The 13,624-nt window shown below is 74.0% G+C and carries 11 protein-coding genes and 1 pseudogene; 1 reads left to right on the forward strand and 11 read right to left on the reverse strand.

The window, feature by feature from the left end; translation table 11 throughout:
* The 4 genes and pseudogenes from F8271_RS24630 to F8271_RS24645 all read right to left on the reverse strand — a co-directional run.
* Positions 1-2,084, reverse strand: a pseudogene (locus F8271_RS24630) (hypothetical protein); the annotation flags it as partial.
* A gap of 48 nt (positions 2,085-2,132) precedes the next feature.
* Positions 2,133-2,453, reverse strand: a complete 321-nt coding sequence (cutA, locus tag F8271_RS24635; protein WP_151492206.1) for a divalent-cation tolerance protein CutA — start codon at positions 2,451-2,453, stop codon at positions 2,133-2,135.
* A gap of 9 nt (positions 2,454-2,462) precedes the next feature.
* Positions 2,463-3,479 carry a 1-acyl-sn-glycerol-3-phosphate acyltransferase gene (locus tag F8271_RS24640; protein ID WP_151492207.1) on the reverse strand — a complete coding sequence of 339 codons (1,017 nt, stop codon included), beginning with the start codon at positions 3,477-3,479 and terminating at the stop codon, positions 2,463-2,465.
* Complete coding sequence (locus F8271_RS24645) at positions 3,479-4,312, reverse strand: patatin-like phospholipase family protein (protein WP_151492208.1); 834 nt, start codon at positions 4,310-4,312, stop codon at positions 3,479-3,481. The genes F8271_RS24640 and F8271_RS24645 overlap by 1 nt, the downstream gene beginning before the upstream one ends.
* Positions 4,313-4,476: 164 nt before the next feature.
* On the opposite strand from F8271_RS24645, the gene F8271_RS24650 reads away from it, so the two are divergent.
* Entirely contained in the window at positions 4,477-5,913 is a 1,437-nt protein-coding gene (locus F8271_RS24650) for a serine/threonine-protein kinase (RefSeq protein WP_151492209.1), read from the forward strand.
* 24 nt (positions 5,914-5,937) lie between these two features.
* On the opposite strand, the gene F8271_RS24655 is transcribed toward F8271_RS24650, so the two are convergent.
* The 7 genes from F8271_RS24655 to F8271_RS24685 form a co-directional block, all read right to left on the reverse strand.
* Positions 5,938-6,993, reverse strand: coding sequence for a glycosyltransferase family 4 protein (locus F8271_RS24655; RefSeq protein WP_151492215.1), 1,056 nt, complete (start codon positions 6,991-6,993; stop codon positions 5,938-5,940).
* Positions 6,994-7,147: 154 nt separating this feature from the next.
* Positions 7,148-7,807: a BON domain-containing protein gene (locus tag F8271_RS24660; RefSeq protein WP_151492210.1), complete on the reverse strand. Its 660-nt coding sequence runs from the start codon at positions 7,805-7,807 to the stop codon at positions 7,148-7,150.
* A 173-nt stretch (positions 7,808-7,980) separates the two neighbouring features.
* Positions 7,981-9,540 carry a S1C family serine protease gene (locus F8271_RS24665; protein WP_151492211.1) on the reverse strand — a complete coding sequence of 520 codons (1,560 nt, stop codon included), beginning with the start codon at positions 9,538-9,540 and terminating at the stop codon, positions 7,981-7,983.
* 62 nt (positions 9,541-9,602) lie between these two features.
* Positions 9,603-11,159 carry a cell wall metabolism sensor histidine kinase WalK gene (locus F8271_RS24670; protein ID WP_151492212.1) on the reverse strand — a complete coding sequence of 519 codons (1,557 nt, stop codon included), beginning with the start codon at positions 11,157-11,159 and terminating at the stop codon, positions 9,603-9,605.
* Complete coding sequence (locus F8271_RS24675) at positions 11,156-11,857, reverse strand: response regulator transcription factor (RefSeq protein WP_030336721.1); 702 nt, start codon at positions 11,855-11,857, stop codon at positions 11,156-11,158. Before F8271_RS24675 ends, F8271_RS24670 begins: the two co-directional genes overlap by 4 nt.
* Positions 11,858-11,941: 84 nt before the next feature.
* Complete coding sequence (locus tag F8271_RS24680) at positions 11,942-12,550, reverse strand: PadR family transcriptional regulator (RefSeq protein ID WP_151492213.1); 609 nt, start codon at positions 12,548-12,550, stop codon at positions 11,942-11,944.
* Positions 12,547-13,371, reverse strand: coding sequence for a DUF4097 family beta strand repeat-containing protein (locus tag F8271_RS24685; protein WP_151492214.1), 825 nt, complete (start codon positions 13,369-13,371; stop codon positions 12,547-12,549). The genes F8271_RS24680 and F8271_RS24685 overlap by 4 nt, the downstream gene beginning before the upstream one ends.
* Between the last annotated feature and the right edge of the window lie 253 nt (positions 13,372-13,624).

Raw genomic sequence — 13,624 nt, forward strand, 5'->3', positions numbered from 1 at the left:
AGCGCGAGGGGCTCGTCGCCCGCCGCGACCAGGGGCGCGAGCCCGGGTACGGTCACCGCGGCCACCCCGCCGGTCACCGCGTACCCGGTCAGCCCGATCCGGTGACGACGCGCCGCGAGGACCGCGACCAGCGGCAGCCCGGCGGCGGCCAGCGCGAGCCGGACCTGCCACCAGGGCGGCGCGCCCGCCGCGAACGACGCCACCGCGGCGATCCCGGGCAGTGCGAGCTGCGCGACGAGAAGCCCCCCGCCGGCCACCCGCCGGTACGGGCCGGCGGCCTGCCGCGCGGCGAGCGCCAGACCGGCCACGGCGATGACGCCGAGCGCCACGAGAGCACCCACCGGATCGGCCAGGGCCACCAGCAGTCCGTGCCCGAGCAGGACGGCGCCGCCCAGCGCGCGGGTGGACAGCACGGCGGGTCGGGTCGCCGGGCGGGCCAGCACGGCGAGCAGCAGCGCGGCCCCGCCGACCAGGTCCACGGCCAGCACGGCCGACCAGGACGCGGTCCAGCCGGCCGGCACCGCGAGCAGCACCGCCACCGCGCCGGCCGTGGCGAGCACCTCCCACGCCCGCCGAGGCACCAGCAGCGCCGTCGCGCCGAGCGCCAGCGCCACGGCGGGTGCCAGCTGCCAGCCCCAGTCCAGGTCCGGACCCGCGTCTGCCCCGCCCCACGGTGGCAGCGACCGGCTGGCGGCGGCGACCGCCAGGACACCGGTGATCAGCGCCGCGATCTGCGCCGTACCAGCGGCGACCAGCAGCGCCCCCACTCGCGGGCCGATCCGCCAGTCGCGGGCACCGACCACGCTCGACCCGGCCACGCCCGATCCGGCCGCGCTCGACCCGGCCCCCGCCGGCTCGGCTCGCTTCGGCTCGGCCCCCCGCAATCCGGGTGACGCCGGCAGCAGGCGCACCGCGGCGGCCAGGCCGACGGCCACCACCGCCGTCGCGAGCAGCAGCAGCGCCGGCCGCAGCTCGACCACCGGACGCAGCAGCGCGAGAGCCAGCACCGGCACCAGCAGCCCGGCGGCCACCGTCCGCAGCGTCGCGCCGCCGACCAGCCGGGCCGCGGCGAGCGCGGTCAGGACGACCAGCAGCAGCGGCACCCCGGCCAGCAGCGGTGTGCCCGCGGCGCGGCCGAGCAGCAACGACACGACGGCGCAGCCAGCGGCACCCACGAGCGCCGCGACGTGCCCGGCGCCGGCCACCACCCGACCGACGAGCAGCGCCGTCCCCGGTCGGCCGCGCAGCGCCGCCAACACGGCCAGATCCAGCAGCGCCACCCCGAGCAGGACCAGCGCCCAGCTGTCGGCGTCCGGCCGCGCGTTGGCGGCGAGCAGCGGCAGCACCGGCTGCGCGCCCAGCAACGCGGCGAACCACGGCCCGGTCAGTCCACTGGACCGGCCGTACGCCACGGCGACCGCCGCGCTGACACCCCCGACCAGCGCGGCGTACCGGGTGCCCGGCCAGCCGGCGACTCCGGCCAGGTTCACCGACCAGGCCGCGTACCCGTCGAGCACCACCAGCAGCAGCCCCACCGCGGCGAACGTCTCCGCCGTGCCACGCAACCCCCGGCGGACCGCCAGCAGCGGCACGGCCAGTGCAAGCGCGGTGAACGCCGCCAGGATCAGCGCCCGTCCACCGACCCCGACCGACGCCCAGGCGACCGCCGTGAACACCACCGCCGCGGTGCCCAGCAGGAGTCCACCGAGGACGAAGAGCAGACCCTGGATCGTCCGGGTCGACGCCTCCGCCACCCCTGGAGCCGCCGGAGTCTCCGCAACCCCCGGAGCCGCCGGAGTCGCCGGAGCGGGCACCGGCGCCGGCCCCGCAACGGGCACCGCCACCGCGGCACGGACGAGCGCCGCCAGCTCCGCCCGCCGCCGCGACGTGGCCGCCAGCCGCCCGGCCAGCTCGGTGTACGTCCGGCGGGCCTGCTCCACCTGCGGCTCGAGCTGAGCGACCTCCCGACCCAGCCGGACCACCTCGGCGGCGACCGGGTCGGGTGGGCGGCGGCACCCGGCGCAGCCGGCGTTCAGGTCAGCCGGGGCGCCGCAGGCGGGGCAGGGATAGCGGGTGTCATCCACCCGCACATCATCGGAACCCGTCCCGGGTGCCGCCCAGAGTGCGCGTACTCACGGTCGGGTGTGCTCGTGTACCCAGGTGACGTAGCCGGGGTCACCGCTGTCCACCCTGGACACCAGGATTTCCGGTACCTCGTACGGATGGCTGACCCGGATCTGGTCGACCAACGCGGTGAGCCGGTCCGGTGCGGTCTTGAACTGCACCGACCACTCGGTGCTGGTCTCCACACCGGAGCGCCACCAGTAGGTGCTGTCCACCTGCCCGCCGACCTGGGCGCAGGCGGCGAGCCGCCCGGCGACGGCCGCGGCCGCCAGCACGTCGGCAACCGAACGCGCATCCACCACCGTCGTCACCACGCAGATCTGGTCCACGAGCGCACCCTACGCGGCGGCGTCCCGATTGGCCGCGATCCAGGTGTCAATCTGCGCCCACCAGTCATAGAGCCAGTCGATGCGCTGCTGTCGCCCGGTCGGCACCTCCTCCGGCGGCACCGACCAGAACCGCATCACGATCAGCTTGTCCATGGGCAGTTCCCGCCAGACATCGGCGACGGTGAGCATCCGGTCCAGGCCGGTGTGCGCGACGAAGATGACCCCGGCGTCCGGGGCGGCGTCGAGCGCGGCGAGCATCCCGCCGGGCTGCGGGGCGAGCACGTGACGCATCCGCTCGGCGCGCTGCGCCATCCGCTCCAGGCCGAGGGAGCGCAGCCGGGCGATGGCACGCAGCCGCCGTTTGGGGGTGAAGTTGCCGCCCTCCGGGAAGATCACGAAGGCGTCGTTGTCGTCCAGGCCGTCGGCCAGGTGCCCGACCTGGCGTACGGTCTCCTCACCCCGCTCCGGTGTCGGCGCGATGAACCGGTTGGGCAGCCGGTTGAGCAGCACGTCGATCGCCGGATCCCACTGGAGGCTGTCCTTGAGCACGATCCGCGGTTCCCGGTGGAACCAGTTGACCAGCCCGTGGATCAGGATGAACGAGTCACCCGGCCCGGCGTGCCGGCAGAGCACCAGCTCGGGCCGGCCGGGCAACGCGGTGTCCGGGTCCGTGCCGACCACGTCGATGCGCAGCCGCAGCGTCCAGCGGGCCTGCCAGAACAGCACCCGCAGGAACCAGCCGGCCAGCACGTAGTGCGCGCGTTGGAAGGCCGGCGACCGGGTCCGCCAGCCGAACCCGGAGGCCACCCAGAGCAGGAACAGCGCGAGCAGCGCGCCAGCGTCCCACACCAGGTAGACGCAGCCGATCCAGAGCAGCCGCAGCGGGCGGAGCCGGCCCGGGACCAGTGGGGAGGCAGCCGCGGCGAGCAGCGCCCAGACCGGCAGCGTGGTGACGACGAGGAACGCGAGCAGCACCACGGCGGGGGCGATCAACAACCGGCGTAGCCACCTGGGGGGCAGCGGCATCAGCGTTCCACGTGGGTCGCGAGGTAGCGGCGGGAGGCGGTGTAGGCCCGACTGATCCGCCGACCCACGGCCGCCATGTCCCGGTACGCCCACGGGGTGTCGTCACGCGGATTCAGCCCACCGGTCGGCAGGACGTGCACCTCCACCCCCTCGGGCAGCGCGGCCATCTCCCGGAAGAAGCGGTGCCGGCGGGAGATCTCGAACGCGACCTGGGCGATCTCCCACGGCCGTCGGGGCGGGGTCAGCTCGCGTTCGATCCGGCCCACCTGGAGGACGAAGATCCGGCCGGCGCCGGCGGCCACCGCCTCGCCGATGGGGATGGAGTTGACGATGCCACCGTCCACGTAGTGCGCACCGTTGATCTCCATGGGTGGCAGCAGGCCCGGCACCGAGGCCGAGGCCAGCACGGCCGGCACCACCGGCCCGCTGTCGAACCAGTGCTCGGCGGCCCGCTCGATGTGCGCGGCGCAGCAGCGGAACGGCACCCGCAGGTCGGCGAACGTGGTGTCCACGCCCAGCTCCGATTCGAGCAGCCGGCGCAGAGGTCGGGGCGAGTGCAGGTGGGTGCGGGCGGCGAAGCGGCGCAACTGCCGGGCGACGGAGTCGCCGTACACCTCGCTGGCCTCCGGCGACGCCCACAGCCGGACCAGCCGGTCGGTCACCGCCTCCGACGGGTCGGCGGCGACCAGCGCGCCGTTGACCGCACCGATGGAGGTGCCGAGCACCAGGTCGGGTTGGATGCCGGCGCGGAACAGGGCGCGCAACATGCCCACCTCGACCGCGCCGAGAACTCCCCCGCCGCCGAGTACGAACGCCACCGGTCCCCCCGCCATGCCTCTCATCCTGGCACGGGCCCGCCGCCGGGCGGCGGGACGCTGCCACCCGGCGTTCGGCGCAGCGCGGACGCCGCCGGTCGACGGCGGGCGGTGACGCCGTTGACAGGCTGGACACATTCGCGCAACCTGATACGGCCCCCACCCCGAGGCAGGTGCGATCCGTGAAGGCAGCGCTGCACCCGGGCCGGTTACTGGCCCGCAGGTACCGGCTTGTCGACCAGGTTGGCGCCGGCGGAATGTCGGTCATCTGGCGTGCCCGCGACGAGGTCCTCGACCGGGTCGTCGCGCTCAAGGTGCTCGCACCGTCGCTGGCCGCCGACGCCCGCTTCCGGGACATGGTGCGCGAGGAGGCCCGCGCCGCCGCGCAGTTGGTGCACCCGCACGTCACCTCGGTGCACGACTACGGCGAGACGGTCGACCCGGACGGCTCGATCACCTCGTTCGTGGTGATGGAACTGCTCAGCGGCGAGGAGCTGGAGCTGCGGCTCACCGAGGGGCCTCTGCCGTGGACCGAGGCGGTCCAGGTGGGCGCGCAGATCGCCGACGCGCTGGCCGCCGCACACCGGCTCGGCATCGTGCACCGTGACATCACCCCGGCCAACGTGATGATGACCGCGATGGGTGTCAAGGTGCTCGACTTCGGCATCGCCACCCGGATCGGCGCGCCGGACGAGGACGAGGACGGCGGCACCTTCGGCACCCCCGCGTACGTGGCCCCGGAACGGCTCGACGGCGCCCCAGCCCAGCCGGCCAGCGACGTGTACTCGCTGGGCGTACTGCTGCACGAGGCGCTCACCGGCCGGGTTCCGTACCCGGCGGACACCTGGGAGCAGCTCAGCGCCGCGCTGGCCGGCGGCCCGCCGCCGACCCTGGCCGACCTTCCGGAGCTGCCGCCGGCGGTGGCCCGGATCTGCCTGCGCAGCCTCTCCCGGGATCCGACCGACCGGCCGACGGCCCGGCAGGTCGCCACCGCCCTGCGCGACCAACTGCTGCCGGCCGAGCCCTCGACCACCGCGGTCCCGGTGTCCACCCTGGCCCTGCCACCTGAGCCGGTCACCGAGCCGACGACGGCGGACGCGCCGTCCGAGGTGGCGGCCGGACGGTCACGTCGAAGGGTCGCGCTGCTGCTGGTTCCGGCGGTCCTCGCGGTCGGCGTGGCGCTGGCCGGGGTGGCCCTGCTGCCCGACGAGCGGCCGGCACCCCGGACGCAGCCGTCGACCGGCCCGGTGGCACCCCCGTCGTTCGACCCGCCGGTCACCGAGGCACCCCGGCTCCCGACCCCGTCGCCGTCGGCGCGGTCGAGTGCCGGCTCGCCCAGCTCGGACCCGGGCACCCTGGTCGAGGCCGCGAACCGCGTCGACCGGCTGATCGGCGACGGGCTAAACGCCGGCGAGATCCGTTCCGACGTGGGCCTGGACCTGCGCAACGAGCTGCGCAACCTGACCGCGGCGGTCGGTTCCGGCCGGGACGAGCTGGCACCGCCGGTGGCCCGGCTGCGCGAGAAGGTCGCGGTCCGCCTCGGTGAGGGCGGCATCAGTCCGGCGTACGCGCAGCGCCTGGACGCCGCCATCGCCGAACTGGGTGCGGCGCAGGTCTGACCCGGCGGCCGGCACCCGGGTGGGTCAGCGGGCCGGCACCCGGGCCGGTGCGCGGATCGCGTACCGGCTCGCGGCGAAGCGCCGGTAGACCTCCTCGTAGCCGTAGGCCATCCGCTCGACCGAGAAGTTCTCCGCGACGTGCGCCACGCAGTCCTCCGGGTCGAGCCGCTGCGCCGCCACCAGGGCCGCCGAAAGGTCGTCCGGACGGTCGCACACCAGCCCGGTCACCCCGGGCCGGACCAGCTCCGGCACGGCACCCCGGTCGAGGGCGACCACCGGGGTACCGGTCGCCATAGCCTCCAGCATCACCATGCCGAACGGCTCCTCCCACTGGATCGGCATGATCAGACAGCGGGCGTCGACCAGCATCCGCAGGGTCTCGGCGCGGTCGGCGTTGAGCACGACGGTCACGTCGTCGTCGACCAGCGGCGCGACGACCTGCTCGTAGTAGCGGCGTTCGGCGGGCTCGTTGCACTTGCCGGCCAGCAGCAGCGGCAGCCCGGCCTCCCGGCACGCCCGGATGGCGACGTCCGGGCCCTTGTCCGGGCTGAACCGCGCCAGCCACAACACCGGCCCGGCACCGGGCTCGGTCTTGCGCGGGAAGCCACGGATGTCCAGCGCGTTGTGCACCGTGCCGGCCCAGGGCAGGCCGGGGTTCAACCGGCGCTGGGCATGCGAGATGGCCACCAGGGCCACCTCCTGGTCGGCGTCGCCGAGCACGTCGCCGTACTCCCCCACCGGGTTGCCGTGCACGGTCGCCACCGTCGGGACGGCCCGGCGGCCGGCGACCAGCGGACCGATCGTGGTGTGGTCGTGGATCACGTCGAAGTCGGCCGCGGTGATCAGCCGGTTCACCCGGGCCAGGTGGGCGAGCTCCGGCAGCGACTCGCCGAGCCGCTCGTACTGGACCTCGGGAACGGTGGAGACGAAACCGGCGGCGGCGGTGCCGTGCTCGCCGCCGGCGCCGAACAGGGTCACCGCGTGCCCGTGCCCGGTCAACGCGTCCACCAGCGCGGCGACCACCTGCTCCAGCCCGCCGTAGCCGGGGGGCGGTACGGACAACCAGGGCGGGACCACCATCGCGATGCGCAACGACCGCTCGCCCGAGCGGTCGGCAGGCGGGTGGGTCACGGCCACGAGTCCTCCCCGTTGATCCCCGGTCCGGTGTCGCCGGTCGGCGTGGTCCGCGGCGGTTTCCCCGTGGCGTCTCCGGTAAACCGGACAAGACGGACGCTCACCCGCCGACCAGGAGCTGGTCGTGGACCACCCGCACCCCCGGGGCGGACCAGGCCACCCGCTCGACCTGGTCGCGTTCCCACCACGACCGGACCACTCCGGCGAGGACCAGCGTGTCGCCGTCCACCTCCACGGTCACCCGGTCCGCGCCGATCGTGCGCAGCAGCGCGCGCTCGACGTCGTGGCGCAGCCGCTCGCCGGCGGGCGGCTGCGGTGGGCGTACCTCGATCAGGTTGGTGATCCCCCGCACCCCGGCCAACCGACGCACCTCGCCCTCGGCGGCGCGGCGCTGCCAGCCGAACTCGACCTCACCGCGCAGCATCAGCCAGCCGTTGGCCACGGTCACGTCCAGCCGTTCGGCGGGGACGAAGCTGTCCCACTCCAGCGCGCGGGACGCGGCGATGGCGATCTCGGCGTCGGTACGTCCCGGAGTGCTCGTCAGCCGCACCTCGATCTCGTCGGCCACCGCCCGCACCCCGCGCACGCGCTGCGCGCAGCGGGTCGCCGCCCAGCCGCGGGCGGTGCTGTCCACGAACCCGGTCAGGGTGACCACCCCCTGGTCGGCGGTCACGCCGATCTCGTTCGGTCGCAGCCGCGCGTCCCACGCCAGTTCGGCCAGGACGTCGCGCTGGATCCGCTGGTCGTCACGGACATCCACCGGCCTCCACCTCCGTCTCGCCTCGTGCACCGAACCTGCCGGGTGTACGGGTGACGGCGGTTCACCCGATCCGGGTGAACCGCCGTCGAAGGGAAAAGCGCGGCGGGTGACGGAGCCGACCCCCTCGGCCCCGCCACCCGCCGCCGGAGGGAGGAGGCAGGTTCAGTTGTTGGTTAGGACGTCTCGGCGAGCGTCACGGTTGCCGTCTTCTCGACACCGTTGCGCTTGTACTGCACCTCGACCCTGTCGCCGACCTTGCCGGCCTGCACCGCGCCGACCAGATCGTCCGAGTCGTTGATCGTCTTGTCGCCGAACTTGGTGACGACGTCGCCCCGCTGCAGGCCGGCCTTCTCGGCGGCGCTGCCCGCGGTGACCGACGCGACGAGCGCGCCACCGCCCTCGGCCTGGTTGACGCCCACCCCGAGCGACGGGTGGCTGACCTTCTCGCCGCGCTGGAGCTTGCCCGCGACGTCCTTGGCCTTGTTGCTGGGGATGGCGAACCCGACACCGATGTTGCCGGTGCTCTGCCCGGAGGTGGCGATGGCGGTGTTCACGCCGATTACCTCGCCCCGGGTGTTGACCAGCGCGCCGCCGGAGTTGCCGGGGTTGATCGGCGCGTCGGTCTGCAGCAGGCCGGAGATCGAGCTGACGGCCTGGCTCTGCTGGCTCGGGTCCTGCGGCTGACCCTCGCCGGCCCGGATGGTGCGGTCCCGGGCGCTCAGGATGCCCGAGGTCACCGAACCCTGCAGGCCGAGCGGGCTGCCCAGGGCGAGCACCTGGTCGCCGACCTGCATGGCGTCGCTGTCACCGAACTTGGCCGGCTTGAGGTTGCTCACGCCGTTGGCCTTGACCACGGCCAGGTCGGTCTTCGGGTCGGTACCGATGATCTTCGCTTCGGCGCTCGTGCCGTCGGCGAAGACCACCCGGACGGTGTCGCCGGCGGCGGAGGCCACCACGTGGTTGTTGGTGAGCACGTACCCGTCGGCGCTGAGCACCACCCCGGAGCCCTCACCGCTGTCGGTGGTGATCGAGACGACGCTGTCCTGCACGGCCGCGGCGATCTTCGGCAGGTCCGCGCTGTTGATCACCGGGGCGGCCGAGTAGGTGCGGGTGACACCGCCGCCGTCCCCGTCGAGTGCGAGTGCGAGCGCTCCGCCGGCCACGCCGGAGCCGAGCATCAGGGCGAACACGGCGACACCGGCGCCGGCGAACTTGGCGATGCGGCCCGGCCGGGGGCCGCTGCCGGGCGGCGCGACCTGCGGGCCCCACGGCGGCATCGGCTGCCCCGGCAGCTGCGCGTGCTGCTGGTGCGGGTAGGCCACGCCCGGCTGGCCCCCGCCGGCCCAGCCGGACTGCTGCTGGCCCGCGTACCAGGGGGCACCGGGATACCGGCCGGCCGTCGGCTGCGGGTAGCCGTGCTGGCCGGGCGCCGGGTGGCCGGAGACCGGGTACGGCGGGGCGGAGGGAGTGGCGGTCGGCGGCTCGTACCCGGTCGGCTGCTGTCCGGAGGCCGGCTGGCCGGCGTACGCCGTGGTCGGCGCGGCGGTGCCGGCGGGGACGGCCGGGGTGGCGGCGGTGGTCGGCGCGTCACCCGTGGTCGAGATAACCGGAACGGGAGTGGTCGGGGAGTCGGACTGCCCGCGCTCGTCGCGCGGCAGCTCGGCGGTGGGGTGCGACGGCTCGGCGTCGGTGGGGGCCGGCCGGCGCTGCGGGTCGGACTCGAACTCGGTCATGTCACTACCTTCTCCCCCGGCACTGCGATCAAGCTGGAACCGCCCTGGAAGTTGGCTGAAAGTCACTCGCCGGCCTCCTCGACCGGTGACAGCAGGGGCAGCCGGACCCGGAAGGTGGCCCCGCCGCCGGGCGTCTCGGCCACCTCGACGGTGCCGTGGTGGGCGGCCACCAGGGCCGCCACGATGGCCAGGCCGAGCCCGGTGCCGGTGTTGCCGTCGGCCCGCCGGGTACGCGCCGCGTCGGCCCGGTAGAACCGTTCGAAGACCCGTTCCGCCTGGTCCGGCGAGAGGCCCGGACCGGTGTCGGCCACCTCCACCACGGCGAGGTTGCCCTTCTCCTCGCGGAGCCGCAGGCGGATCTCGGCGTCCGGCGGGGTGTGGGTGAGCGCGTTGGTCACCAGATTGCCGATGACCTGACGCAGCCGCGCGTCGTCGGCGGAGACCAGGAGCGGTCCCGATCCGGGCTCGATCTCCAGGTCGATCCGCCGGTCCGGGGCCATCGCCCGGGCGGCGTGCACCGCGTCGGAGGCGAGCACCGGCAGCTCCACCGGCGCCAGGGAGAGCGGCCGTTCCCGGTCCAGCCGGGCGAGCAGCAGCAGATCCTCCACCAGCAGCCCCATCCGGGCCGCCTCGTCCTCGATGCGGCGCAGCAGGCCGGCGGTCTCCTCCGGGGCCCGCGCGGCACCCTGGCGGTACAGCTCCGCGAAACCGCGGATGGTGGTCAGCGGGGTCCGCAGCTCGTGCGACGCGTCCGCGACGAACTGCCGCATCCGCTCCTCCGACCGGATGGCCCGCGCCTCGGACGCCTGAGCGGCGGCCGCGGCATCCCGGGCGGCGCTCTCCGCCCAGCGCGCCGAGGTCTCCGAGGCGGCTCGGGCCGTGAACGCCGCCTCGATCTGGGTGAGCATCGCGTTCAGCGCGCGCGACAGCCGGCCCAGCTCCGAGGTGGGGTGTTCCTGACCCTCCTCGGGGTCGGGCACCCGGCGGGTCAGGTCGCCGCCGGCGATCGCGGCGGCGGTCTGTTCGATTTCGACGAGGGGCTTGAGGCTGGTCCGGACGATCGCCGCGCCCACCGAGGCCAACATGATCAGCACCGCGCCGCCGACCAGGAGGTCTATCCAGACGAGCTGCTTCACCGCCCGGTCCACATCGGTCAGCGGCTGCCCAACGGCCAGCACCGAGCCATCCGGCTGGGGGGCGTAGTACACCCGCCAGCGGGTGTAGCCGTCGTGGGACCGGACGGTTTGCGGCTCACCCTCCGCAGCCTCGAAACCCGCGCGAGTGGTGGGGAACGCGGGCAGTTGGCCGGGGTCGAAGCTGCGCCCGTCGTACTTGGGCGCGTAGACCTGCTGTTCGTCGGCCACGATGACGACGTAGTCGCTGGGCAGTATCGCGCCGACCTCAAGGCTGCGCAGCTTCGGGAGCAGCTGACCGAGGCCCTGGGCGGTCGACCGGACCTGCCCGTCGACCTGGCCCTCCAGGTAGTTGCGGAGGAAGTACGCGGTCAGCGAGCTGATCACCAGCAACGCGACGGCGACCAGCGCCAGCACCGAGGTGACCAGCTTGACCCGCAGCGGAACGCTGCGCACCCGCCCCTTCGCCTGCTGGACAGCGTTCACGCCGCCGGCTTGCGCAGGACGTACCCGACGCCGCGGAGAGTGTGGATCAGGCGGGGTTGGGTGGTGTCGACCTTGCGCCGCAGGTACGAGATGTAGGACTCGACGATGTTGTCGTCGCCCCGGAAGTCGTAGTTCCAGACGTGATCGAGGATCTGCGCCTTGGACAGCACCCGGTTGGCGTTGAGCATCAGGTAGCGCAGCAGCTTGAACTCGGTCGGCGAGAGCTGCACCCGCTGCCCGGCCCGGTGCACCTCGTGGGTCTCCTCGTCCAGCTCCAGGTCCGCGAACGTGAGCCGGGAGGGAGCCTGCTCGCCGGTGGTGGTGCGGCGCAGCACGGCGCGGATCCGGGCGGTCAGCTCCTCCAGGCTGAACGGCTTGGTGACGTAGTCGTCGCCACCCAGGGTCAGCCCGCGGATCTTGTCGTCGGTGGCGTCCCGGGCGGTCAGAAAGACCACCGGGGTACGCGTACCGCCCTCGCGGAGCATCCGGATGACCTCGAAGCCGTCCAGGTCCGGCAGCATCACGTCGAGCACGACCAGGTCGGGCCGGTGGTCCTTGGCGGCGTTCAGGGCCGCGCTGCCGCTGGTCGCGGTGGCCACGTCGAAGCCCGCGAAGCGCAGGCTCGCGGAGAGGAGTTCGAGGATGTTGGGGTCGTCCTCGACGACGAGAAGTCGCGCCTCGGTCTGGGTAGCGGGCATGTGCCCATCATCGGTGACCTCACTGCGCCGGCGCTGGACGCTTCCTGCAAAAAACCTGTGAGTCGTCGACCGGCCTCGGGCGCGTCAGCGCAGCAGTCGGCGCAACCCGTCCAGGGCTCCGTCGAGCAGCCGGATCGCCGTACGCAGCTGGGTGTCGCTGAACTGCCGGGACCGCGCCAGCCGGCCGACCTCGGCGGTGAACGCGACCAGCCGCTGGTCGAAGTCGTCGAGCAGAGTGGCACGCAGCCCGTCGGCCGGCGTCGGCCGGGGCGGCGGGGGTGCCTCCCACCGGGTACGCCGGGTCTGCCGGGTCGCCTCGGTCAGCTCCCGCTTGAGGTCGCGGACCGAACCGCGTACCTCGCTGCGGATCTCGCCGGCCAGGGTCGACAGGTCCGCCACCGAGGCGGCGATGTCCGCCTCCAGCGCGGCCAACTCGTCGGCCCGCTGCCGCAGCTCGGCACGGCCGGCGTCGGTGATGTCGTACGTCTTGCGGCCGCCGGCCGCGGTGTGGCTGACCAGTCCCTCGGCCTCCAGCCGTTGCAGCCGGGGGTAGATGGTGCCGGCGCTGGGCGCGTAGAGCCCGAGGAACCGGTCCTCCAGCAGGCGGATCAGCTCGTAGCCGTGCTTGGGCCCGTCGTCGAGGAGCTTGAGCAGGTAGAGCCGGAGCCGCCCGTGGCTGAACACGGCGGTCACGGCAGCTCCTCGGAATCGTCGTCGACTGCTCGGGCCAGCAGGGCGATGCTTCCCGACGTCGCGGAGGCCCAGAGCTTACCTTCACCGGCGCCGAGCACCCCCTCACTGCTCGGCGTCGGGAACCGCGAACCGCGCACCTGCGGGAACCCACTGGTGATCCGGCCGGACGCGGTGTTCAGTCGGACGGCGAGGTCGCTGTCCTCGCGGACCCGGACGGTGATGCTGCCGGAGATGGTGCTGAGCCGGATCTCGCTGCGCCGGGGGTTGTCCAGGTCGCAGGTGATGGCGCCGGAGACGGTCTGCGCCTGCACCCGCTCGGCGGCGCTGTCGGCGAGGATCACCTCGCCGGAGACGGTCTCCAGGGCGAGGTCGCCGCGGACCCCGAGTGCCTCCACCGGCCCGGAGGTGATCTTCGCGGAGGTGTTGCCGCGCAGGCCCATGAGGGTGATCTGGCCGGCGACGACGTGGACCGTGGTCTGCCGGCGCAGGCCGGAGGCGACCAGCGAGCCCGCGACCAGGCCCAGATCGGCGAGGACGTCGGCCGGCACGGCGACGGAGACGTCCACCCGCGGATAGCGGTGGATCATCCGGAACCATCGCATGACGTCCGACCAGCCCCGTCCGCGCTCCTGCCGGATGCTGAGCCGGCCGTCGGAGTGGTCGATCAGGACCGGCCGGCGACCGACCTGGGTGACGTCGATCCGGGTCGGGCCGTCGGTGGCGACCACGTTGAGCCGTCCACTGACGAGTTGAACGTCCAGCCGGATGACCGGACCGTCCATGGTGAGCCGCTGCGGGCTCTCGACCGTCCAACCGGCCATGGCGTCCTCCCCTCGACGACGCGCCGACGGCGCGCCCAACGAGAAGACACTAACGCGATACATCGCGACACACAAGACTGTCGCGAGTTGTCGACCCGCTGCCCACCGACGTCCCGAGGGAGCGCGGAGCTGCGAGCTGCGGGCCGCGGGCTGCGGGCTGCGGGCCTGCCCGCGCCACCAAGATCGTGCTCGATCCTGGATGTAGTGGCATCCCGCGCCCGCGAGGCCACTACATCCTGGATCGAGCGCGTGG

The sequence above is a fragment of the Micromonospora sp. ALFpr18c genome (genome assembly GCF_008868155.1).
Classification (GTDB): domain Bacteria; phylum Actinomycetota; class Actinomycetes; order Mycobacteriales; family Micromonosporaceae; genus Micromonospora.